Raw genomic sequence first — 23,953 nt, 5'->3', positions numbered from 1 at the left:
TTTAAAGGCGTTTTTGCAAGTTGGGCCGGCCCGGCACCAAATTATGATATGCAAAAAATGCTTTCCACACAATCACCAAAAGACGCTTCCAAAATGACGGGTTTTGTATCCATCATGTTGCTGCCTATCCGCTATTCCATGGTCATCGGTTTAACCGTTCTGGCTTTGCTTTATTACAACCAGCTTGATTTGGCTACACCGGGCGGCGGAACAGATTTTGAACGAATCTTGCCCGGCGCCATCAATAACTTTTTACCGGTTGGGATTTTAGGGATTGTATTGACCGGATTGTTAGGCGCATTTATGGGCACTTTTTCCGGAACTTTAAATGCAGCACAAGCTTATGTAGTAAACGATATTTATCTGAAATACGTTAACCCGAACGCGCCAACCAAAGCCATCATCTCAATGAATTATTTGGTTGGCGTTGTGGTGGTGATATTAGGGGTTACATTGGGATTTTTTGCAAAAGATGTAAACAGTGTTTTGCAATGGATTGTGGGCGGGTTGTACGGCGGCTACATTGCGGCCAACGTGTTAAAATGGTATTGGTGGCGCTTTAATGCCAACGGTTTTTTCTGGGGAATGGCCAGCGGTATCGTCATGGCTTTGCTGATGCCTTATTTAAAAGTCTGGTTCCCTTCCGTCTTTTTCAGCCTGGATTTGTACAATTGGCCTTTGCTGTTTGTTATTTCTGTCATCGGTTGTATCGCCGGGACTTACTCGGCACCGCCAACTGATACTGAGGTTTTGAAAAAGTTTTACCGCACCGTTCGTCCTTGGGGGTTTTGGAAACCAATACACCAATTGGTGGTGGCAGACGATGCTTCTTTTATCGGCAATAGAAGGTTTAAACTGGATATGTTTAACGTGGTAATTGGTGTTATTGCACAGGCTTGTTTTACCATTTTGCCCATGTATGTTATCCTTTGGATGAAACTACCTTTGCTGATTACCGTTTCGCTGATTGTGGTGATCGTCCTCATCCTGAAAAAAACCTGGTGGGACAAACTCGAAAATTAATTTTATAAAAAATAGAAATGTTGGATACGACAATAGATTTTGATGCCCGTTTAACCGAAATTAAAAATCGGTACGAGCAATTGATCAACCAAAAAAATACAGCAACAGCAGGCGGAAATGGCATTTTTGCCCGGTTTGATCATCCGGTTTTAACCGCTGCCCACGTTCCGTATTTCTGGAAATACGACCTCAACCCCGAAACAAACCCTTTTTTGATGGAACGCATTGGCATCAATGCTACTTTTAATGCCGGCGCGATTAAGTTTGAAGGCAAATATGTTTTAGCGGTTCGGGTGGAAGGTGCCGACCGGAAATCTTTTTTCGCAATTGCAGAAAGCCCGACCGGTATTGATCAATTCTCTTTTTGGGATTACCCGATAGCAATGCCGCAAGGCGCAAATCCCGTTGACACCAACATTTACGACATGCGTTTGGTAAAGCATGAAGACGGCTGGATCTACGGTTTGTTTTGTACCGAACGTCGCGATCCTTCAGCTACGCCTGGCGACCAGTCTTCTGCCGTTGCACAATGCGGCATTGCCCGAACGTACGATTTAAAAACCTGGGAGCGTTTGCCCGATCTCAAAACACCTTCGCCGCAACAGCGAAACGTGGTTTTGCACCCGGAGTTTGTGGATGGAAAATATGCTTTTTACACGCGTCCGCAAGATAGTTTTATTGAAGCCGGAAGCGGCGGCGGCATTGGTTTCGGCGTTTCAGAATTGATGAACCCGGCCATTGTAAACGAAGAAATTGTGGTTGACCGCAAAGTTTACCACACGGTTTATGAAGCTAAAAACGGTTTAGGCCCGGCACCTATCAAAACAGAAAAAGGCTGGCTGCATTTGGCGCATGGTGTACGGAATACGGCTGCGGGCTTGCGTTATGTGTTGTATTTGTTTATGACGGATTTGCACGACCTCACCAAAGTCATCCATAAACCAAACGGTTATTTTATTGCGCCGGAAGGTGATGAACGGATTGGCGATGTATCCAACGTGGTTTTCAGCAATGGTTGGATTGCAGATGACGACGGCAAAGTTTTCATCTATTACGCTTCTTCGGATACGCGGATGCATGTGGCTACCAGCACCATTAAGCAATTAGTAGATTATGTAATCAATACGCCCGAAGATAAATTTACTTCTGCCGACACGGTCAAATCCATTAATAAATTGGTTCAGCAAAACCAACGATTTTTATAGGGTAAAAGAAGCATTGAGTTTCTATAAGAAAAATGTTTTGGTAGAAGGGTTTATGCCGATGCTTCTTTTACCGGCATAAAATTGGTGAAGTACTTTTGCTGGATAAAACATTTCCGGTTGGCCTTGAGATTAAACAACTTGAGGCCGACTTATTTTTGCTTAAAATTGAGCCGCTTATCAAGTTAAAACCTTTACCGGAAATGAATAAACCAATACACGCGTTTTTTGCCTTTGCCTTTTTATTAATGTTAAGCTTTCAGGTTCATAGTCAGCAATTACAAACCCTGACAGGAACCATAACCAATCTTCAGGCAAAACCAATTAACCAGGCAAAGATTTTCATTTTAAATACAGGTTTAACTGCCGTAACTAACCAAAAAGGCGAGTTCCGGATTTCTACACCAGTTAATTACGGCAATTACCAGGTTCAGGTTAGTGCGCCCGGTTATTCTTCAACCATCAAAACGGTTGCTATTAATGCAGAAAAAAACAACATCAATTTTACTTTGCCTGAAGAAAGCCGGCAATTAAGCGAAGTGGTTATCACGGCGCAAAAACGAGACGAAGATCCGCAAAAAACAGCCGTCAGCATCACCACTTTATCAGCCAGGGCAATAGAAGCATACCGGCTGCAAAACGCCAGCGAATTGACTGGTATCGTGCCAAACTTGTATTCGGCTAATCCCGGAGATCAGCGTAATGTTACTTCAATCAGAGGGATTTCAACCACCTCTTATGACCCGGCCGTTGGTACTTATATTGATGGTGTGGCGCAGTTTGGCCTGGATACTTATATTTCCCAATTGCTTGATGTAGAACGGATTGAGGTATTAAGAGGGCCGCAAGGAACTCTATATGGAAGAAATGCCATGGCCGGAATCATTAATATCATCACCCGCGAACCAACCAATGAAACAACAGGTTCGGCAGGAATAGAACTGGGAAATTACGGCAAACAGCGCTACACTTTGGCTTTGCGGACACCGATTATAAAAGATAAATTGTATTTCGGCATTGCGGGTTTGTACAACCATTTGGACGGCTTTTACACCAATCTTTTCAACAACACCAAATTCGACCGGCAGCACACTTTTATGGGCAATTATTTTTTAAAATACCTGGCAGGCCAAAATTGGATGATCACGCTGAATGCGAAAAATACCGAAAACCGGAACAACGGTGCATTTCCCTTAGCCATCAGTCCGGATGAAGCTTTAAATAACCCTTACCAAATCAATCAAAATTCTATTGGCCGTATGGTTGATAATTTGTTCAATTCTTCTTTGTCGGTTCAGTATTCCGGGCCGGGTTTCAATTTCACCTCGCAATCGGCTTATCAGTCCAACCATCGTTATTACCAGCAACCGGTTGATGGCGATTTTTCTGCTGCCGATGCTGTTTCTATCGTTAATAATTATGGCAGCAAGTTTAACAAAGTTCAGGTTTTAACACAAGAGTTTCGGTTTACTTCGCCTGCTAAAACCAATTCGGCTTTGACGTGGGCAAGCGGTATTTACAGTTTTTATCAGGACAATCCGGTGAAGCAAGGCACACATTTTGGCAATGATGCCGCTTTGGTTGGTTCGCCCATTGCTGATTTTACCAGCATCAATACCAATTTGGGCAAAAGTTTTGGCGTTGCGGTTTACGGTCAGGGAACTTATGCTTTAACGCAAAAACTTGATTTAACGTTGGGCATACGTTATGATTATGAGCATCAAAAAGAGCAGATCAAAGGCGAGTTCCAGATGGACGGGCAGGAAGCAATCGTTACGCAACCTGATACTGCTTCGGCAACTGCTTACCACGCGTTTTCGCCCAAGGCCGGTTTGGCTTTTCGTGTTGCCGAAAACCAGTTGTTGTACGGAAATTACAGCCGTGGTTTCAGAACGGGCGGCATCAGCCAACTTTCTTCCGATCCATCACAGCCGCCTTTGTACGCTTATCAGCCCGAATACAGCAATAATTTTGAAATTGGTTCTAAAAATACTTTTTTCGATAACCGTTTACGCTTAAATTTTACGGCTTTTTATACCACGGTCAACCATGCGCAAGTGCCCACATTGATTTTGCCAGATGCCATCACCATTACCCGAAATGTAGGAAAACTGCACAGCAAAGGTTTGGAGTTGGAACTGGCCGCAACGCCGTTTGCAGGATTGGAAATTAATAGCAACATTGGTTTAACCGATGCCAGGTACACCAATTTGGTTTTATCAAATAACGGCCAGCCTTTTAGCGGTGCAAACAATCGTCCGGTTTTTTCGCCAAACGCAACTTCCATGACGGCTTTGCAATACAGCCGTGAAATCAGCAGCAAGCAGAAAATAAAGTTTTTTGTGCGGGGCGAATGGTTGTATGTGGGCGATCAGTTTTTTGATTTGGCCAATACCATCCAGCAGAAACCGTATCATTTATTCAACAGCACTTTTGGCATCGGCGTAAAAAATTTCAACATTAGTTTTTGGGAACGCAACCTGAGCGGCAAAAAATACATTGCCTATGCTTATGATTTTGGCGCAACACATTTGGGCGATCCGCGTACTTACGGCGTTTCGTTGAGCCAAAGGTTTTAATGCTTCTTTTATCCCTGTTTTTTTGCTGACAGAACAAACCCAGGCAATGCTTCTTTTAGTTAACCTTTTTTCTTCTTGTTTACATGGATTGAAACCTCATCCGGTTTTTGTTGTTTTTTCTGAAAATTAAACCATGTCAGCAATTAAAATTATAGACCGACAAAAACTGGCCGAAAGCAGCAGGTATCAATTAGAAAACGTAACCTACGAAACCACCGGCAGGGATGGAAAGCCACAGCAAAACGACTGCGAAGTTTATCACCGCCCATCCGGGGCTGCTGTTTTGCTGTACGACCCGCAAAGAGAAAAGCTGCTGTTGACCAAGCAATTGCGTTTGCCAACTTATTTTAACGGAAACGAATCAGGCGATTTGATTGAGGTTTGTGCAGGCCTCACAGATGAAGGCGAATCAGTAGAAGAAGGCGCCATCCGCGAAGCCAAAGAAGAATTGGGCTACGCCATCAAAAACGTAAAAAAAGTGGGGGAAGCTTACCTTTCGCCGGGCGGCGATGTAGAATTGCTGCAATTTTTTATCGGCGAATACAATTTGGAATCAAAAATTGGCGAAGGCGGCGGTTTGGAAGATGAAGGCGAAAACGTAAAAGCCGTAGAAATGAATTATGCAGAAGCACGCCAAAAGTTGCAGCAAGGCGCATTTCGGGATGCCAAAACCATTATTTTGTTGCAGGATTTTTTTATGAACCGGCAAGGTTTGGCGGGATAGTTTTTAAATAATAATTTCTGATCAATGCTTTTTTTATGGCATCAAATTAAGTGGCTGTTTTAGAATTTATTTTCCATGCTTCTTTTATCGCCTAAAAAATGGTAAGCATCTGGTTTCTGTTCATTTAAATTGATGCAACACCAATTTTTATAGGGTAAAAGAAGCATGAGGATTTTGTGTAGAAAATAAAAAGGCTCAAAGTTTCCGAAGAATGCGTTCGACCGGATTATGCAAGGAAATCAGAGCAGAACCTAAAACTCAAAACCGACAACCGACTACATCAAAATACCGGCAATCGTAGCCGATAAATAAGAAGCCAGCGTTCCGCAGATCAAAGCTTTCATGCCCAATTTTGCCAAATCATGACGGCGTTCTGGCGCTAATTCTCCAATCCCGCCAACTTGTATAGCGATAGAACTGAAGTTAGCAAATCCGCAAAGCGCAAAACTGGAAATCAACAAAGCTTTTGGCGTTAAGCTGGCTTTGATTTTAATTAGTTCGAGATAAGCTACAAACTCATTCAAAACCATTTTCGTTCCCATCAAAGAGCCAACAGTACGCACATCTTTTCCCGGAACGCCCATTGACCAGGCAAAAACAGAAAACAAAGCGCCCAGAATTTGTTTCAAGCTTAAAGTTTTTAAATCAATGCCGATAAAACCCAAACTGGCGTGCAGGTTATTGCCCATAAAAAAGCCAATTTTTCCCAAAATGTAATCCACCAAAGCAATAATCGCGATAAAACCAATCAGCATCGCAATCACATTCAGGCCCACTTTTAAACCGTCGCTTGCACCGTGCGAAATCGCATCCACCAGATTGGCATCCGCTTTTTTGATCTCCAAAGAAACCTTTCCTTTTGTTTCGGATACTTCGGTTTCCGGCCAAACAATCTTCGAAATTACCAAAGCACCGGGCGCTGCCATAATGCTTGCCGCCAGCAAATACTCCGCCGGAACACCAAAAGAAATATATACCGCCATCACGCCGCCAGCAATGCAAGCCATACTTCCGGCCATCGAAGCCAGCAGTTCCGACATGGTCATGCCTTTTAAAAACGGTTTGATCATGATTTGTGCTTCCACCTGGCCCACAAAAGTACTGGCCACGTTAGATAGCGCTTCGGCCCCGGAAACGCCCATCAGTTTGTAAACCACAATGGCAACCGCTTTTACCACGCGCTGCATAATGCCCAAATGATAAGCAACGCTCACTAAAACGGCTACAAAAATGATGGTTGGGATGATGCTGAAAAAGAAAATGGTATTAACTTCTGGCCCGAAAGCTTTGTTCAGAAATAAACGGTCGGTAAGCGGGCCAAAAACAAAGGTGGCGCCAACGTGAGAGAAATCCAGCAGTTTGGAAACCTTTTCGCCCAGCCAGGAAAAAACGTGTTTGCCAACTGAAGTTTTTAAAATAAAAACGGCCAGCAGCAACTGAATGGCCAGGCCTGAAAGTACAATCCGGTAGTTGATGGCTTTCCGGTTGTTGGACAATAAAAAAGCAAGGGCAAAAATCAGTACAACGCCTATCAACCCGGTAAATCTTTCCATACACGCTATTCAGCTTTAAAATAAAGCGGAAATTATAAATTAAGATCGGGAATTACCGAAAATTTCAGCAGAAAAAATCAGGAAGCTTTGCGACGTGTCAGTTCATCACGGATTTTTGCGGCTTTTTCGTAAGCTTCTTCGGCCAGGGCATCTTTCAGCTTCACTTCCAATTCTTCGGTGCTAAAAGAAGTATAACCTTTGGCCACGGCAGCGATGTTTTTTTCTTCCTGCGGATCGGCATTGATATTTTCCAGGTAAACAAAATCGTTCCCTTCGATCACAATTCCGGCAGAAGATAAAATGAATTCGTACGTATAAATCGGGCAGTTAAAACGAACGGCCATGGCTATCCCATCCGAAGTGCGGGCGTCAATTTCCATGGTTTTTTTACCATCCGAGCAAATTAATTTAGAATAAAAAATACCGTCAATCAAATTGTAAATGATCACTTCCTGGATGGTAATGTGATAAGCCTGCGCAAAGGTTTTAAAAAGATCGTGCGTCAACGGGCGGCTGGGCGTCATCTTTTCAATTTCAATGGCAATGGCCTGCGCTTCAAAACTGCCGATCACGATTGGCAAACGCCGCCGCCCGCTGATTTCGCCCAAAACCAATGCATACGCGCCGGATTGGGTTTGACTGTAAGACAAGCCTACAATATCTAATTTTATTTTTTGCATGTTATTGCCCATCACCAAGCTGCTTTTTTTAATTTTTGCCTGTACCCTTTGTTTAATTGTTGTAGTTCAACGTTGGCATTTCATTACGGTTTTTAAAAATGATAGAAGAATTTGATACTGTTTTTAGCACCATTTTTTCGGATTCTTTTCAATCAATCTCGAACTGTAAATGTTAAAGTTGAGTTAACCTGCTTTTCATTTGCCTTAAATTGCGCGTTGTTAGCAGTAAAAGTTATTTTTGCCTGCTGTCAGGCTTTTATTGCTGATAACTTTAAAACTGCTTTTTTGCAAAAATAAAAAAAATACCTGTTTAAGATGCAGCAAACCCGACTGGACAAGCTTTTAGCGTTTTTTAATGACGAGCCAGGAGACGAATTTCTCAAATACGCACTCGCCACAGAATATCTTAGGTTGAACGATACAGACAAAGCGTTGGCGTTTTACGAAGATTTGGTGAACAACCATCCGGATTACGTGGGCACTTATTACCATTTGGGGAAGTTGTACGAAGCGCTTGGCCGAAAACCCGATGCTGTTTTTACTTATGAAAAAGGGATGGCCATTGCCCGGCAAGCAAATGATAACCATGCTTTTTCTGAATTGCAAGGCGTTTATCAGGAACTTACCGGTTGGAAGGACGAGTACGAAGATGACTAATACCAGAAGGTTTTGAGTAAGCGCCATACTTTATTTTTGCGGGATGTACTGGTTTACACCTTTTTGGCTTTTGGCGGCCCGCAAGCGCATTTGGCTTATTTATTAAGGGAATTTGTAGAAAAGCGGCGCTACGTTTCGGAAGAAGAACTGATGGAACTGAACGCACTTTCGCAAATTTTGCCCGGCCCTTCTTCTACGCAAACCTTGGTTGGCATTGCCTGGAAAACTGGCGGTTTGCGTTTGGCGTTGCTTGCTTTTTTTATCTGGGTAATTCCTTCGGCAGCCATCATGTGCATTGCTGCCATTGGCTACAAAATGTTTGTGGAAAAAGGGATGTTTACCCATGCTTTCCGGTTTATTCAGCCGGTTACGGTTGGGATTGTGGCTTGTGCGGCCTATACTTTCGGGCGAAAATTTTTAAAATCAGAACTGAGCATTCTGCTTTCCGTTTCAGCAATGGCGGCCACCTTGATTTTGCGCAGTGCTTATGCTTTCCCGATTTTAATTATGCTGGGCGGCATTATTTCTTCTGCTTTTGAAGCCAAACCGGAAGAAGATGCATTGCGCGTAAAACTGTTTGCCAATATCAACCAACGAAAAGTAATTTATTTTATCGGCATTTTATTGTTTTTTGCGGTTTTAGGGGCGGTGGTCAATCAAACTTCGCCGTATAGTTTGCCTATCCGTTTGTTTGAAAATTTTTACCGCAATGGCATTTTAATTTTTGGTGGAGGCCAGGTTTTGGTCCCGTTGATGTTTACCGAGTTTGTAGAGATGAAACATTACCTCAGCAACCCCGAGTTTTTATCAGGATATGCCTTGCAACAAATCTTGCCGGGTCCAACTTTTGCCTTTACTTCTTTTATCGGTGGGTTAACGTTGGGCAACCGCGGTTACGGTGTCAGCGGACAAATTGCCGGCAGTTTCATTTCCATGCTGGGCATCAATTTGCCGGGTTTAATTTTGATTCTGTTTATCGTTCCGTTTTGGGACGATTTGAAAAAAATCAGCCGCATCCGTAATTCATTAAGCGGCATCAACGCCGTTGCCGTTGGTTTTATGGTTGCCGCTTTTTTGTTTCTGGCCAAACCTTTTTCCACCAATGTATTAGGAATTGGCTTGATGGCAGGCACATTTTTATTGCTTCAGTTTACACCGATAAAAACACCATTTGTGATTTTGGTTGCACTGTTGCTGAGTGTGGTTTTTTAGTTGGAAGCTTGTTTAAAGTTAAATACTTCTTTTATCACATAAAAATTGGCAAACATTTAGTTTTATTTAAAGCGATACAGACACCAATTTTTATAGGGTAAAAGAAGCATTATTATTTTTTCTTGTACAAATTTAAACCAACTCTTAAAATGGCGCCTCATCCTCCATGTCATCCATTCTTGATGGACGGATAATAAAGTTATTAGGCTTTTCAAATTCTGCAGAAGGTTTTAAACCGGCAGAAGCACTGGCAGGAGAAAAATCGCCGGAGGTGTCGTCCAAATCGGTAAACTTTACATACTTGCCCACAAACTTTAACCGCACGCGGCCGGTTTCTCCGTTACGGTGCTTCGCGATAATGATTTCGCCGACACCTTGCGTTGGGTTGTTGTCTTCATCAAATTCCAAACCGTAATATTCCGGGCGGTATAAAAACAGCACCATATCCGCGTCCTGCTCAATCGAACCTGATTCCCGCAAATCCGAAAGCATCGGTCGTTTTGAACCTCCCGGACGATTTTCTACCGCACGGCTTAACTGCGAAAGTGCAATTACCGGAACGTTCAATTCTTTGGCAACCGATTTTAAAGCCCTCGAAATACTGCCGATTTCCTGCTCGCGGTTGCCGCCGCCCTTGCCTTCGCCTTTGCCCTGCATCAACTGCAAATAATCAATAATGATCATTTGGATATCGTGTTGGGATTTCAACCTGCGGCATTTGGCACGAAACTCAAAAATGTTCAACGCCGGCGTATCGTCAATTATGAGCGGCGCTTGTTCTAAGCGGCCAATTTTGGAGTGGATTTGCTGCCATTCCCACTCTTCCAAATTGCCTTTCCGAATTTTTTCCTGCTCGATATTCGTTTCTCCGGAAACCAAACGGTTAACCAATTGGATGGACGACATTTCCAGCGAAAACACCACCACCGGTTTGTTAAAATCAACGGCAGCATTTCGCGCACAACTTAAAACGAAAGCCGTTTTTCCCATTGCCGGTCGCGCAGCAATAATCACCAAATCTGATTTTTGCCAGCCGGAAGTCATTCGGTCCAAATCGGTAAAACCGGAAGCCACGCCTGTTAAACCGTCTTTTTTGTTTTTCAGCGCTTCCATTTCCTTCAGCGTTTCGTGCATCAGGTCATCCATTTTTCGCGAATCTCTACGCAGGTTATTTTGGGCGATGTCGAAGAGGTTTTTCTCGGCTTTGTCCAGCAAATCCAAAACGTCGGTGGTGTCTTCGTAAGCCTGACTGATCACTTCCGTAGAAATCCGGATCAATTCCCGCTGTAAAAATTTTTGGATAATGATGCGCGAGTGAAACTCGATATTGGCCGCAGAAGCAACCCGATTAGTGAGTTCGGTAATATAATAAGCGCCACCGATCATTTCGAGGTCGCCTTGCTGGCGCAATTGCGCGGTTACGGTTAAAATATCAACCGGCGAAGTTTTTTCGAATAGTGTTTTTATCGCCAAAAAAATCTTTTGGTGGCTGTCGCGGTAAAAAACTTCCGGCTTTAAAATATCAATCACAGAAGATAACGCATCTTTTTCCAGCATCAGCGCGCCCAGCACGGCTTCCTCCAAATCCGTTGCCTGCGGTTGCAGTTTGCCCAAATTGCTGCTCGGCGTTGGGTTGGTAAACCGCGAACGGCGGTCGGGATTGAAGGTGCCTGATCTGTTTAAACTGTTTTCGCTTTCTGAACTCATAACATCAAAAATAAACAAAATTGGGCGGTAAATATTTTTCTGAAAAACCAACGGTGTTGAATACTTTTCTATTAGCCAAAACCTTGCTTTTTAACTCACAAAGCAAAAAGGTTATTGTAGACTTCTCCACAACTATTGTTAACAACATGCTTATAAATTTTATTTTAGGTTGAATATGAAGCAATTGAAGCAGTGTGGATAACTGTTAAAGCTGTTAACAATTTTATGCCGATAAAAGAAGCATCGGTATTAATCGCCTTCTTTGGCTATTTTTATAATTACTTTCGCACAAAAATTGATTAAGAAAATGATGCAGCGCCCGCAGTTTAAAAAGGAAAGCAACCAAATGGTTTTTGGCATCCGTGCCGTGATGGAAGCGATCCGTTCGGGCAAAGAAGTCGAGGCGTTGTATGTGCAAAGAGGTTTGGGCGGAGAATTGTTTCATGAACTGAAAACTGTTTTAAACGAATATCAGCTAACAGCGCAACAAGTTCCGGTTGAGAAATTGAACCGCATTACTTCAAAAAACCACCAGGGAATTATTGCGGTAATCTCAGAAATTACCTATCAAAAAATAGAAGACATTATCCCGCAAATTTACGAGCGGGGAGAAGTGCCGCTGGTTTTGGTTTTGGATGGCATAACCGATGTGCGCAACATGGGCGCGATTGCCCGAACGGCCGAATGTTCCGGCGTACATGCCATCGTTTTACCGACAAAAAATTCGGCACAAATTAATGCAGATGCGATCAAAACTTCTGCCGGCGCGCTGTACCAAATCCCGGTTTGCCGCCACCAGAATTTGCTGCAAACTGTGCAGTTTCTGCAAGCTTCGGGTTTGCAATTGGTTTGTTGTACTGAAAAAACAAATGCTGATATTTATGCGCCGGATTATACTTCGCCAACGGCCATCATTATGGGTTCGGAAGAAGACGGAATTGGGAACGAACTGATCCGTATTGCCGATCATCTGGCCAAAATCCCCATGTTTGGCAAAATAGAATCGTTGAATGTTTCTGTTTCGACAGGTGTTATTTTGTATGAGGCAATTAGGCAAAGGTTAGCTTTCAGCCATTAGCTTTCAGCAATCAGCTTTCCTGCAATGCTTCTTTTATGCCGATAAAAATAGTTGATAGCTATCAGCATTTAGCTTTCAACAATCAGCTTCCAATCATGCTTCTTTTATGCCGATAAAAACAGTATAGAATAGTTAGTGGCTGATTGCTGAAAGCTTTCAGCCTCCTAAATATAAACCGTCCCAAACTTCTGTTTCACATCGGCCACCACTTTCTTCACGTTCTGTTCCTGGTCTTTCGGACAAATTAAAAGCGTGTTGTTTGCTTCAACCACAATGTAATCGTTCAAACCCTGGATAATCACCAATTTCTCGTCCGGCACGTTGACCATACAATTGGAAGAATCGTAAAGGATCACTTTTTCTGAAGGAATGGCTGCGTTTCCCTGTTCATCTTTTTCTGCCAATTGATAAACGGAAGCCCAGGTCCCCAAATCCGACCAGCCAAACTCCGAAGGGATCACATAAACATTGTCCGCTTTTTCCATAATGCCATAATCAATCGAAATGTTGGTGCATTGCTGGTAAACCCGCGAAACGTAAGCCTTTTCGTCCGCCGTGTTATAAACCGAATTGGCTTCTTCAAAAATCTCGTTCATGTCTGGCAAATATTGGGCAAAAGCTTTAGTGATGGCTTTGGCGCTCCACACAAAAATCCCGGCGTTCCATAAAAAGTCGCCGCTTTGGATAAAGGTTGTGGCAATGTCCAGTGTTGGTTTTTCGGTAAAGGTTTTTACCTTATAAAAAGCGTTGTCCAACGCTTCTTCTGTGTATTGAATGTAGCCGTAACCCGTGTCCGGCCGTGAAGGTTTGATGCCTAAAGTAATCAGGCTTTGGTGTTTTTCGGCCGTTTCTAAGGATTGGTTGATGGTTTTTACAAAGTTGGCTTCGTCCAAAATTAAATGGTCAGAAGGCGCAACCGTAATTACCGCATCTTCATTTCCGTTCAAGATTTTAAAACAACCATAAGCAACACAAGGCGCGGTGTTACGCATTACAGGTTCGCCCAAAATCTGACTGTATTCCATGTCCGGCAATTGCGTTTTTACCAGTTCGATATAAATATCATTGGTTACGACGTAAATATTTTCTTTAGGGCAGATTTTTAAAAAACGGTCGTAAGTATGTTGGATCAGAGTTTTCCCTGTTCCTAAAATATCAATAAATTGTTTGGGATAAGAAGTCCTGCTGATTGGCCAGAAACGGCTGCCAATGCCACCTGCCATAATGATGGCATAATAATTCTTATTCATAGAAGTTAATCTTAGTGAGTGTAAATTTTGGGTGTGAAGATGTGAAAAATAGTTGGATTAGCGGGCATTTGCACCAGCCTGTTTACGTGCATTCAAAGCAAAAAGATCATCATTTAAACGTATAAGTTTACAATTGGTACTTCTTTTATTGCATAAAAAAGTTAAATTCGCATACGATTTTTCTTTCAATTAAAAGGTTTTAAATTGAAAGTTAATAAATAAATAATTTTAATGGAGATAATGACAGAGGCAAAAAAATCGCTTTTTGACAATTTACAAAGTTTTTTTGGTTTTAATAATTTCAAAGGCGATCAGGAAATCATCATAGAAAACATACTGGCAGACAAAGATACGTTTGTAATCATGCCAACAGGCGGCGGTAAATCCATGTGTTACCAGTTGCCGGCTTTAATGAGCGAAGGGACAGCGATCGTTATTTCGCCGCTGATTGCACTAATGAAAAACCAGGTTGACCAATTGCGGGCTTTTGGCGGATCAGACAGTACGGCGCATTTCCTCAACTCCTCGTTAAACAAAACAGAAATTGCACGGGTAAAAGAAGATGTGATTACCGGCAAAACAAAGCTGCTGTATGTTGCGCCCGAATCTTTGACCAAGCAGGAAAACGTAGATTTTTTGCAATTGGTAAAATTGTCATTTGTAGCTGTGGACGAAGCGCATTGTATTTCGGAATGGGGACATGATTTCCGGCCGGAATACCGAAAAATCCGCCAGGTAATCAGCAACATCGGCGATAATATCCCGATCATCGCGTTAACTGCAACCGCAACGCCAAAAGTGCAGCAGGACATCCAGAAGAACTTGCAAATGAACAATGCGCTTTTGTACAAATCTTCCTTCAACCGCACCAATTTATATTATGAAGTCCGCGCCAAGCGAAACGTATTGAAAGAGATTGTTCGTTTTGTAAAGCAGCACCAGGGAAAATCAGGGATTATTTATTGTCTCAGCCGTAAAAAAGTAGAAGAAGTTGCCGAAGCTTTAAACTTAAACGGCATCAAAGCTTTGCCTTATCATGCAGGTCTGGACCCGAAAGTGCGTGCCGATACGCAAGACAAATTCCTAATGGAAGATGTGGATGTGATTGTAGCGACGATTGCCTTTGGGATGGGCATTGATAAACCAGACGTTCGATACGTGATCCACCACGACGTGCCAAAAAGCATGGAAGGCTATTACCAGGAAACTGGCCGCGCCGGCCGTGATGGTGGCGAAGGCATTTGTCTTTCTTTTTACTCAGAAAAAGATATTGATAAACTGCAAAAGTTTATGAAAGACAAACCGGTGGCCGAGCGCGAAATTGGCACACAGATTTTGAAAGAAGTGATTGATTACGCCGAATCAGCAGTTTGCAGGCGGAAGCAAATCCTGCATTACTTTGGCGAAAACTTTGATGCGAAAGATTGCCACAATATGTGCGATAATTGCCGGGCGCAAAAAGAGTTTTTCAATGTGGAAGAACCTTTGCGGAAAGCCTTGAATTTGGTTTTGAAGCTGGGTGAAAAGTTCGACGACCACCATATCATCAGTGTTTTGATGGGTGTAGATAATCCTCAGATCCATAATTACGAACATCATTTATTGCCGGAATTTGGCTCGGGCGTGGAAGAAGGTGAAAACCTGTGGAAATCGCTGATGCGGCAGGCCTTGCTCAACAACTTTCTGGCAAAAGATATTGATTATTACGGTTTGTTAAGGTTAACCGACCTCGGCAAAGATTATCTTCAAAACCCGTACGAACAAAAATGGGTTTTAAACCGGCCAATGGGCCCAACGGATGATGATGCGTCTGAAGATGATACACCGCAAGGTTCTGCCGTTTTAGATACACAACTGCTGCAAATGCTGAAGGATCTGCGTAAAAAGATCGCGAAGCAAAAAAACCTGCCGCCGTTTGTGATTTTTCAGGATCCTTCCTTAGAAGAAATGTGCACGCATTATCCAATTACGCTGGACGAAATGAAGCAGATTTCGGGTGTTGGAACTGGCAAAGCCATGAAGTTTGGCACTGCTTTTACCGAACTGATTAAGAAATATGTAGAAGAAAACGACATTGACCGCCCGGTTGATCTCGTTATAAAATCTGCTGCTAATAAATCGGCCATCAAAGTTTCGATCATCCAAAACATTGACCGGCATATTGCTTTGGAAGATATTGCTTCTTCCAAAGGTTTATCCTACGAAGATATTTTACGGGAAATCGAATCCATTGTCAACTCCGGCACCAAACTCAATTTAAGTTATTACATTGATGATTTGATTGATGAAGACCGCCAGGAAGAAGTGTTTGGTTACTTTCGAAAAGCAGAAGCTGATTCGATTGAAGACGCTCTAAAAGAATTAGGTTCTGATGATTATACGCACGAAGAACTGCAATTGATGCGCATCAAGTTTATGTCGGAATTAGGAAATTAATACTGATAAAAGAAGCATTGTATTTATTTGCAATGCTTCTTTTATGCCTGTAAAATTTATCTTCTAACAGTCATAACCAACCACCAATTTTTTATCGGTAAAAGAAGCATTAGATTTATTTGCAATGCTTCTTTTATGCTTGTAAAATCTGGCTTCTAACAATCATAACCAACCACCAATTTTTTATAGGTAAAAGAAGCATTGGTTAAAACGATACAATCTTAAACTCCGTTCTTCGGTTTCTGCTCCGGCCTTCTTCGGTTGTGTTTAGGGCAACAGGTTGCATCGCACCATAACCTTTAAACGTTAACCTGGCGGCAGCAACTTTATTGGCAATTAAATATTGCTGCACGGCTTTTGCCCGGTTTTCAGACAAGGTTTGATTTGATTTTGCATCGCCAACATTATCCGTAAAGCCGGAAATTTCGATGGTTACTTTCGGGTTCAAACCCATAAAGCTAATCAACTTGTTCAGTTCAGCTTTCGATTCCGGTTTCAAATCCGATTTATTGGTGTCGAAAAAAATATTCCGCAACACCGATTTATTGCCCACTTCAATCGCCTGCAAAGCCACATCAATATGATAAGGTTTCCCAACTTTTTGGTTGGCCAGCGAGAAATTTTCAGAATAAAACAAATAACCAGGACGGGAAATATTCAAACCATAATCTTTGCCAATGGGCAACGTAGCCAAAAATTGTCCCTGGTTTAAAGCATTTACATTTTGAAAAATTGTTTGGTTGGTTTTCAAATCTATAATCTGCACATCGGCATCAATGGCCTGTTTGCTTTTTGCATCTTTTACCGTGCCTTTTACATACGTTACCACGTTCGGCCGCAAATTTTCGGGCATTTCAAAAGTGTAAATATCATAACCGCCGACACCTTTTAAATTATTGGAAGAGAAAAAAGCATAAGCACCATTGGCCGTAAGCGTTAATCCGTTTTCGTCGCCGCTGGTGTTGATGGGATAACCTAAGTTTTCCGGCTTTTGCCATTTGCCGTCCTTGCCTTTCCGGCTCAAAAACAAATCTTTACTGCCTAAACCCGGCCAGCCGTTGGACGAAAAATACAACGTTTGGTCGTCTGGATGGATAAAAGGCGATTGCTCATCGTAAGGCGTATTGATGTTTGGGCCGAGGTTTTCCGGTTCGCTCCAGCCTTTTTCGGTGATGGTTGATTTCCAAATATCGTAGCCACCGTAACCTCCTTTTCTCAGGCTGACAAAATACAAAGTTTTTCCATCCGCGCTGATGGAAGGTTGCGATTCCCAGCCTGGCGTGTTAATTGGCGCGCCCAAATTAAAAGGTTTGTCCCAATCGGTACTGTTTTTACGGGATAAAAATATGTCGCAACGGCCCAAACCATCCGGACGGTTACAGCCTGTGAAGAATAAATATTGGCCATCTTGCGTGAGCGATTGCGCGCCTTCATTAAATTCAGGCGTGTTGATTTTGGCGCTTAAACCAACTGCATTTGTCCATTTTCCGTTTAGTTTTTTGCTTTGGTAAAAATCTTCGTTGTTGCCAATTTTCCGCGTAAAAATGATGGTGCTTTCATCCGCAGTAACATTGGGCAAATATTCATCCGCATTGGTGTTGATGGAAGTGCCCAAATTAATTGGTTTAAATTCAACCGGATGCTGCACGGCCAGCAAACTAAAATCGCAATCAACAATTAGTTTTTGAGCCATTGTGCGGTCTTTCGGCTGGATTTCATTAAAAGTTAAATAATGCTGCAATGCTTCTTTTGCCTCAGCATATTTGCCCAGCATAATATTTACATTGCCTAAATTCAAATAAACGGCGCGGTTAAAATTTGGGTTGAGGGCAATGGTTTTTAAGTATTGAACGGAAGCCTCTGGATACTGATGGGTGTACAAATAAACGCTGCCCAACTGGTAATGCGCATCCGTAAATTCGTCATCGGTGGCAATGGCTTGTTTCAGCAAATCGGCCGCTTTTTCGTACTGCTGATAATTGATGCTCTCGTTGGCCAGCGTATAAAATTTGATGGCTTCTTTGTTATTCGTTGCATATTGGCGTTGCGCCAAAACCGAAAAAGGCAGGCATAAAAGAAGTATCCACAGGTATCGCATCACAATTGGTTTATACGAAACCAAGTTAAAAATATATCAAGGAATGTTCAAATATTTATGCGTTTGCAGCGAAACTTCCCATTTTGGGTTTTGCATCACGTAATCCACAATCAGCGGCGTAACGATGGCAGCTTTGGACCATTCGGGCTGCAAATACAACTTACAATCTGCAGAAACCAAAGCAGCGTGTTCTTCGGCCCATTTAAAATCCGATTTATTAAAAACGATCACTTTCAATTCATCCGCAGCAGCCAAAACCGAAGACGTTGGCGCTTTAAATTTTTTGGGCGAAAGGCAAATCCAATCCCAGGAACCGGAAAGCGGGTACGCACCGGAAGTTTCGATAAACGTTTTAATCCCTCTTTGCTGCAGTTCGGACGTGAGGTAATCCAGGTTGTACATCAGCGGTTCGCCGCCGGTTATCACCACAGCTTTTGCCGGATGCTTTGAAGCGTTTTCCACAATCGTATCAACCGAAGTTAGCGGATGTTGGCCGGCATCCCAGCTTTCCTTCACATCGCACCACGGGCAACCCACATCGCAGCCGCCCAAACGGATAAAATAAGCAGCTTTTCCGGTGTTAAAGCCCTCACCCTGAATGGTATAAAACTCTTCCATCAAAGGAAGCATCGTATCGCTGGCCGGTTTTGTTAAAGTCGTTATCACCGTGCAAATATAAACATTAGCACTGCAACGGTTTCTAAAGGCTGGATTTTCAGACAGAATGTTTACTTTAATGCCAGCCAAATCAGTATTATTACTCTCAAATTAAAAGCCGCATGAATAAACTTTACTTTGCTGTATGGATACTTCTTTTATCGGTCATTTTTTCGTGCGCCAATGTAGAAGAGCGTTATGTTTTTCAAAAAAACGGCTCCTGCAAAATCAATTATATTTTTAATATGGGCAAGGCGGTTTCGGTGCTTTCCAATTTGCTGCCGGATTCTGTCCGCCAGTCGCCTTCGTATTTAATGCCGAAAGATACGGCCATCAATTTTTATAGTGATTTAACCGAAGCCGAACGTAAAAAATTAAACAACGATCAGGTTGATCTGGCGCGGGCAACTTTGTTGCACCTCAAACTAAACTTAAAAAACAAACAGATGCTGGCCAGCGTGCAGTACGAAGCAAAAAGCCCGAAAGAGGTAAAATATTTTTTAACGCACATTTCAACTATTGCCCAGCAGCAAAAAATAGGACAATTGATCAGTGATCCGCAGGTGATACAGGCGAGTTCAGGCAGCGGTGGAATGGGCATCAACGAAGATTATTTTAACTACGATATCGGCACCAAACATTTTTCCAGAAAAGTGGATACCGTAAAGTTTAGAAAATATTTTAAACAGAACGAAGCGATGTTCAACATGGCCAAAGCCGCGCTGATTGACATGCCTTATTCGGTGATCATGCACTTTCCGCGGCCTATCAAAAAAACCGGAAATGCAAAAGCCAAATTATCGCCCGATAAAAAGCAGTTAACGTTAAGCAGTAATTTTGAAGAAATTGTAAAAACGCCACAGTTGATGAACCTGAAAGTAGAATACTGATGCCGGAATGGATAAAAGTTGCCGAAAATATGCCGGTAAAAGAAGCATCCATCCGAAAAGTAAAAGCTGGTGGCCATAATATTTGTCTGGTTTATGTTGAAGAGAAGTTTTACGCAGTTTCTTCAAAATGCCCACATGCCGGAGGCGAACTGGCAGGCGGCTGGTGCAAAGATGGAAACCTGATTTGTCCGATTCACCGTTATCAATACAGTTTAGAAACCGGACGGGGAGCAGCCGGACAAGGCGATTATATTGATACGTTTCCGGTTGAGGTTCGGGAAGACGGCGTTTTTGTGCAGGTTAAAAAGAAGTGGCGTTTGTTTTAAAGTCATTCCCGCCGGTAGTTCATCCCTGTTTTTGGCGGTGCTTCTTTTACCACCTGTTTTTTCGGTTTAAAAGCGTTAAAACTGGGCTGTACAATTTTGATGCTTTGTTTAGAAAGGTCAATACTTGCATTCAGTTCAAAACCCAATAAAATAATTAGCGAGTTGAGGTAAAGCCAGATCATCGTTACAATCAGCGTTCCGATTGAGCCGTAAATTTTATTGTACGAAGAAAAATGGTTGATGTAAAAACTAAAACCCAAAGAAGTTAAAACCGCCAGCGTGGTAGCCAGGATAGAACCTGCGCTAAAAAACTTCCACCGGTGTGTATGCACGGGCGCGTATCGGTACAAAATAGAAACCGTTACCAAAAACAGCATGATCACAATTGTCCAGCGGATCAGCACAAAAAGCGAAACCCAAAGAATATCGCTTCTGTTTCCGTGCACTTGGTTACGGGTAAAACCGATAAACTTTTGTCCGAAAATCATAATCGTAATTCCAGCCAAAAACGCAAAAAGGATCAGTAAAGTTAAAACCAATGCAGTCCATCGCCTACGCATCCAGGTGCGGGTTTCGGTAGTTAAAGCCGACTTATTAAAAGCAGCCATCAAATTACTGACGCCGTTTGTAGCAAAAAATACGGCCGACAGAAACCCGAACGACAGCAATTGCCCGTTCTGGTTTTTGATAATGTCCACAATCGTTCCTTGAAAAGCCAGAAAAGTATTGGTAGGCATTACCGTTTCCAAAACCGATAGCAGCTTGTCCTGGAAATGTTTGATCGGGATGTAAGGGATTAAATTGAAAATAAAGATAATGCCCGGAAAAATGGCCAGCATCAGGTTGTAGGCCAGGCCAGATGCTTTGTTTACCAGTGATTCTTTTTTGATCTCTTCGAAGAAAAAAACAGCAATGGTATAAAGCGGCAACGAGTTAAAGCCAGGCAAAATCAGTGCTTTTGTCCAATTTAAAAAATAGTGGTAAAAGTTAAAGCGGAGAAGAAATCTGTGCGGCCAGTACATATTTTAAGGCTATACGAAAAATGGTTTTACGCGGTTCAGAAAATCCTCGGAAGGCAGGCAAGGGCGGTTGGTTTTGCGGTTGACAAAAACCAGCAGCGTTTCGCCCAGGTGGATCAGTTCCTCCTTTTCATTATACAGTTCGTATTTAAAATGGATGCGGACGCCAGGCATTTTTTCCATAATCACTTTGATGCTGATTTCTTCATCGTACAAAGCCGGTTTCAGGTATTTGCAGTTCATTTCCACCACGGGCATAATAATTCCGGATGCTTCCATGCCACTGTAAGTCATGCCCAAACTGCGCAGCATTTCTACCCGGCCAACTTCAAAATATTCGGCATAGTTGCCATAATACATGTAGCCCATTTGGTCGGTTTCGCCGTAGCGGACTCTGGTTTTGGTGGTGTGTGTAAACATTAACGCCGGATGTTGCGGCTGTTTAAAGCCTGTTGGAACTTGCGTGCATTGATTAAATGATCGGCCTTGTTGGTTGCAAAATTGTGGTAGCCCGAAAAATCCTCTTTGGCGCACATGTAAATGTAATCGTGCTTCTTGTAATTTAAAACCGCTTTTACGGCGTTTACCGATGGCATCATGATTGGCCCGGGCGGCAAACCTGTAAACATATACGTGTTGTAAGGCGAATTGAAAACGAGGTAGCGGTTTAATACTCTTTTTATCGTAAAATCTTTGATAGCGTAGATAACGGTTGGGTCGGCCTCCAGTTTCATGCCGCGGTTTAAACGGTTTAAGTACAGGCCGGCAATCGTTGGCATTTCGTTATCGTGCAAAGCTTCGGCATCCACAATGGAAGCTAAAATGCTCACTTGTATCGGTGTTAAATTGATGGATTTCGCTTGTTCTTTTCTTTCCGGTGTCCAAAATTTCTGGTATTCATCGTTCATCCGCGCAAAAAACTTTTCGGCCGAACCATTCCAATACATGGTGTAAGAGTTGGGCATAAACATCACGTAAACGTTTTCGGGCGTAAAACCAAACGTTTTGAGGTAAGCTGCCGAATCCAGCAAATGAATGATGGAAGCAGAATCCGGCTCCAGTTTTTTGCCGATCATCCCAGCAAAAGTCTCCTTCAAACGCACATTTTGAAAAGACAGTTTCACTGGTTCCTGTTCGCCCAAAGCCAGCATCCGGATAAACTTTTTGTTGCCCATGCCGTCGTGCAAACGGTATTTGCCGGGCTTAACGCGGTTTTCGTATTTCTCGCTGTAAGCCACTTGCAAAAAGGTAGTTGTATCTTTTACGATGCCTTTTTCTTTGATCGTTTTTAACACATCGGTAAAGCCGGAACCGGTTTTGATGTACAAATACTCCTGATTATCGGTTACGTTTGGCCCGTAATATTTAAAATAATAATTAAAGCCGGTAAAGGCCAGCAGCAGTAAAAGCAGGATTCCCAGCGCAATCAAAAACTTGCGGAGCAAATGCGGTTTCTGGTCGTTTTTTTCAGACATATTCAGGATAAATTAATGGATTTTGTGCAAAGCCAGCAGGCCGCCTTCCAAGTTGCGCACGTTTTTAAAACCTTGCGCGCGCAGCAGTTGTTGGCCAGTTTCGCTTCGTAAACCCATTTTGCAAATAACAATTATTTCTTCGTTTTGATGAAAAGGCAGCGCATTTGCGGCCGCGTTTAATTTACTTAACGGAATGTTTTGGCCGCCGATATTAAAAGTGGCAAACTCTATGGGTTCGCGCACGTCAATCAGGTTCAACTGCCCGCCGTTTTGCAAACGTTTTAACAATTCTTCCGCCCCGATATCTTCCGCCTCCGTCATTGATTAATTATGGTGTTGCTGATGTTGCTGGTGTTGCCGCGCCTTGCGAAACGGTTAAGTTGATGCGTGTGCCGATACTGACTTTGCCGGTCGAATCGGTTTTCATCGGTTGCTGCGCTTTTACCACCACTTTGGTCGAGTCGGTAATCGTGCCTTCGTAAGTAACGCTGCCCAAAGTTAGGCCCGACTGGCTGATCACAAATTTTGCGGCATCCAGTTCCTGGTTGGTCAGGTCCGGAATGTCCACCTCGCTGGCGCCTTTTCCATCGCCCAAAACCAAATCAATGCGCGAGCCTTTGGGCAGTTTTGCACCGGCTTTGATGGTTGCGCCTGCAAAACGGACTTCCAAAACGCGGTTCAAAGCAATATCAGAACGGTAAGTGGTATCGCCCAGCTTTAACCCAAAATTGGTAAGCGTGGCTTGTGCTTCGCGGAAAGTAACATTTTCCAGATTTGGCAAACCTACGTTTGGTGCCAATTTGGTGATGACGGTGAGGTAAATTGTGCGGTTCTCTTTTACGTTTGTGTTTGGGTCGGGGTCTTGTTGTACCACCGTTCCGGGATCACGATCGGGCAAATACACTGAATCAATTTTGTACTGAAAACCTTGCTGGTCTAACAAAGCAGTCGCGCGGTCAATTTGCATGTCAATCAGTTTCGGAACCGGGATGCCGCTGCCATGCCGCGTGTAATAATTTAAGCTAAAAGCTGCAACCAGCACCACAAACAACACGGTAAAAGCGGCAATAGCCAGGTTGATGAAGAAGGTTTTACTTTTGATGTATTCGAAAAAAGAACTCATTTACAAGCAGTTGTAAGCATTTAGGATGATGGGATTGACCGGTTCAAACATAATCAAAACCTCGCTAAATTTTGAGGCAATGATTGTTGATCTTGCAAATTCCCTTTCTAATCCTGCAAATTCTGGTCAAGATACTTCTTTTACCTGCCTTTTTTCATCCGATAACCATCCTGTAAATTCTCTCAATCCTGCAAATTCTGGTCAAGATGCTTCTTTTACCTGCCTTTTTTCATCCGATAACCATCCTGTAAATTCTCTCAATCC

At 42.8% G+C, this 23,953-nt stretch carries 21 protein-coding genes and 1 pseudogene; 11 read left to right on the top strand and 11 right to left on the bottom strand.

Features of this window, described 5'->3' with window-relative positions; translation table 11 throughout:
- The 4 genes and pseudogenes from Q0192_RS06415 to Q0192_RS06400 form a co-directional block, all read left to right on the top strand.
- A pseudogene (locus tag Q0192_RS06415) lies at window positions 1-1,023 on the top strand (sodium:solute symporter); the annotation flags it as partial.
- Between the two features lie 17 nt (window positions 1,024-1,040).
- The gene (locus Q0192_RS06410) at window positions 1,041-2,228 is read left to right on the top strand and encodes a glycosidase (RefSeq protein ID WP_299287817.1); all 1,188 of its coding nucleotides are present in this window, start codon (window positions 1,041-1,043) and stop codon (window positions 2,226-2,228) included.
- Between the two features lie 200 nt (window positions 2,229-2,428).
- The gene (locus tag Q0192_RS06405; RefSeq protein ID WP_299287814.1) at window positions 2,429-4,804 is read left to right on the top strand and encodes a TonB-dependent receptor; all 2,376 of its coding nucleotides are present in this window, start codon (window positions 2,429-2,431) and stop codon (window positions 4,802-4,804) included.
- A gap of 133 nt (window positions 4,805-4,937) precedes the next feature.
- On the top strand, window positions 4,938-5,528 hold the full coding sequence (locus tag Q0192_RS06400) for an NUDIX domain-containing protein (RefSeq protein WP_299287811.1): 591 nt from the start codon (window positions 4,938-4,940) through the stop codon (window positions 5,526-5,528).
- A 275-nt stretch (window positions 5,529-5,803) separates the two neighbouring features.
- On the opposite strand, the gene Q0192_RS06395 is transcribed toward Q0192_RS06400, so the two are convergent.
- Both Q0192_RS06395 and Q0192_RS06390 read right to left on the bottom strand, forming a co-directional pair.
- A complete protein-coding gene (locus tag Q0192_RS06395; RefSeq protein WP_299287808.1) occupies window positions 5,804-7,081 on the bottom strand; it encodes a nucleoside transporter C-terminal domain-containing protein in 1,278 nt (425 codons plus the stop codon).
- A 77-nt stretch (window positions 7,082-7,158) separates the two neighbouring features.
- Window positions 7,159-7,761 (bottom strand): bifunctional nuclease family protein, encoded by a 603-nt coding sequence (locus Q0192_RS06390; protein WP_299287805.1) that lies wholly within the window; start codon window positions 7,759-7,761, stop codon window positions 7,159-7,161.
- A 315-nt stretch (window positions 7,762-8,076) separates the two neighbouring features.
- Between Q0192_RS06390 and Q0192_RS06385 the strand changes: the two genes are divergently transcribed.
- Entirely contained in the window at window positions 8,077-8,418 is a 342-nt protein-coding gene (locus Q0192_RS06385; RefSeq protein ID WP_299287802.1) for a tetratricopeptide repeat protein, read from the top strand.
- Window positions 8,419-8,430: 12 nt separating this feature from the next.
- Entirely contained in the window at window positions 8,431-9,630 is a 1,200-nt protein-coding gene (chrA, locus tag Q0192_RS06380; RefSeq protein ID WP_299287799.1) for a chromate efflux transporter, read from the top strand.
- 144 nt (window positions 9,631-9,774) lie between these two features.
- On the opposite strand, the gene dnaB is transcribed toward chrA, so the two are convergent.
- The gene (gene dnaB / locus Q0192_RS06375; RefSeq protein ID WP_299287796.1) at window positions 9,775-11,337 is read right to left on the bottom strand and encodes a replicative DNA helicase; all 1,563 of its coding nucleotides are present in this window, start codon (window positions 11,335-11,337) and stop codon (window positions 9,775-9,777) included.
- A 310-nt stretch (window positions 11,338-11,647) separates the two neighbouring features.
- On the opposite strand from dnaB, the gene rlmB reads away from it, so the two are divergent.
- The gene (gene rlmB / locus Q0192_RS06370) at window positions 11,648-12,415 is read left to right on the top strand and encodes a 23S rRNA (guanosine(2251)-2'-O)-methyltransferase RlmB (protein ID WP_299287823.1); all 768 of its coding nucleotides are present in this window, start codon (window positions 11,648-11,650) and stop codon (window positions 12,413-12,415) included.
- A 164-nt stretch (window positions 12,416-12,579) separates the two neighbouring features.
- Here the strand turns inward: rlmB and Q0192_RS06365 are convergent, their stop codons facing one another.
- Complete coding sequence (locus tag Q0192_RS06365) at window positions 12,580-13,665, bottom strand: mannose-1-phosphate guanylyltransferase (protein WP_299287793.1); 1,086 nt, start codon at window positions 13,663-13,665, stop codon at window positions 12,580-12,582.
- A gap of 240 nt (window positions 13,666-13,905) precedes the next feature.
- Between Q0192_RS06365 and recQ the strand changes: the two genes are divergently transcribed.
- On the top strand, window positions 13,906-16,101 hold the full coding sequence (gene recQ, locus Q0192_RS06360; protein ID WP_299287790.1) for a DNA helicase RecQ: 2,196 nt from the start codon (window positions 13,906-13,908) through the stop codon (window positions 16,099-16,101).
- A gap of 205 nt (window positions 16,102-16,306) precedes the next feature.
- On the opposite strand, the gene Q0192_RS06355 is transcribed toward recQ, so the two are convergent.
- Both Q0192_RS06355 and Q0192_RS06350 read right to left on the bottom strand, forming a co-directional pair.
- Window positions 16,307-18,199, bottom strand: a complete 1,893-nt coding sequence (locus Q0192_RS06355) for an OmpA family protein (RefSeq protein ID WP_299287787.1) — start codon at window positions 18,197-18,199, stop codon at window positions 16,307-16,309.
- A 36-nt stretch (window positions 18,200-18,235) separates the two neighbouring features.
- Window positions 18,236-18,829, bottom strand: coding sequence for a 7-carboxy-7-deazaguanine synthase QueE (locus tag Q0192_RS06350; protein WP_299287820.1), 594 nt, complete (start codon window positions 18,827-18,829; stop codon window positions 18,236-18,238).
- A 149-nt stretch (window positions 18,830-18,978) separates the two neighbouring features.
- On the opposite strand from Q0192_RS06350, the gene Q0192_RS06345 reads away from it, so the two are divergent.
- A complete protein-coding gene (locus Q0192_RS06345) occupies window positions 18,979-19,746 on the top strand; it encodes a hypothetical protein (protein ID WP_299287784.1) in 768 nt (255 codons plus the stop codon).
- Complete coding sequence (locus Q0192_RS06340) at window positions 19,746-20,072, top strand: Rieske 2Fe-2S domain-containing protein (RefSeq protein ID WP_299287781.1); 327 nt, start codon at window positions 19,746-19,748, stop codon at window positions 20,070-20,072. The genes Q0192_RS06345 and Q0192_RS06340 overlap by 1 nt, the downstream gene beginning before the upstream one ends.
- 2 nt (window positions 20,073-20,074) lie before the next feature.
- Here Q0192_RS06340 and Q0192_RS06335 read toward each other — a convergent pair whose 3' ends face one another.
- The 5 genes from Q0192_RS06335 to Q0192_RS06315 form a co-directional block, all read right to left on the bottom strand.
- The gene (locus Q0192_RS06335) at window positions 20,075-21,019 is read right to left on the bottom strand and encodes a YihY/virulence factor BrkB family protein (RefSeq protein WP_366518141.1); all 945 of its coding nucleotides are present in this window, start codon (window positions 21,017-21,019) and stop codon (window positions 20,075-20,077) included.
- Window positions 21,020-21,103: 84 nt separating this feature from the next.
- Entirely contained in the window at window positions 21,104-21,511 is a 408-nt protein-coding gene (locus tag Q0192_RS06330; RefSeq protein ID WP_299287775.1) for a thioesterase family protein, read from the bottom strand.
- Entirely contained in the window at window positions 21,511-22,566 is a 1,056-nt protein-coding gene (mltG, locus tag Q0192_RS06325; protein ID WP_299287772.1) for an endolytic transglycosylase MltG, read from the bottom strand. The genes Q0192_RS06330 and mltG overlap by 1 nt, the downstream gene beginning before the upstream one ends.
- Before the next feature lie 12 nt (window positions 22,567-22,578).
- Window positions 22,579-22,887, bottom strand: a complete 309-nt coding sequence (locus Q0192_RS06320; protein ID WP_299287769.1) for a rhodanese-like domain-containing protein — start codon at window positions 22,885-22,887, stop codon at window positions 22,579-22,581.
- A gap of 7 nt (window positions 22,888-22,894) precedes the next feature.
- On the bottom strand, window positions 22,895-23,689 hold the full coding sequence (locus tag Q0192_RS06315) for a PASTA domain-containing protein (RefSeq protein ID WP_299287766.1): 795 nt from the start codon (window positions 23,687-23,689) through the stop codon (window positions 22,895-22,897).
- Window positions 23,690-23,714: 25 nt separating this feature from the next.
- Between Q0192_RS06315 and Q0192_RS06310 the strand changes: the two genes are divergently transcribed.
- The coding region (locus tag Q0192_RS06310) for a hypothetical protein (protein WP_299287763.1) at window positions 23,715-23,953 on the top strand (239 nt) is incomplete at its 3' end.

The organism is uncultured Mucilaginibacter sp. (assembly GCF_937859865.1).
Classification (GTDB): Bacteria; Bacteroidota; Bacteroidia; order Sphingobacteriales; family Sphingobacteriaceae; genus Mucilaginibacter_A.
This window is presented reverse-complemented; position numbering and strand designations above follow the sequence as displayed.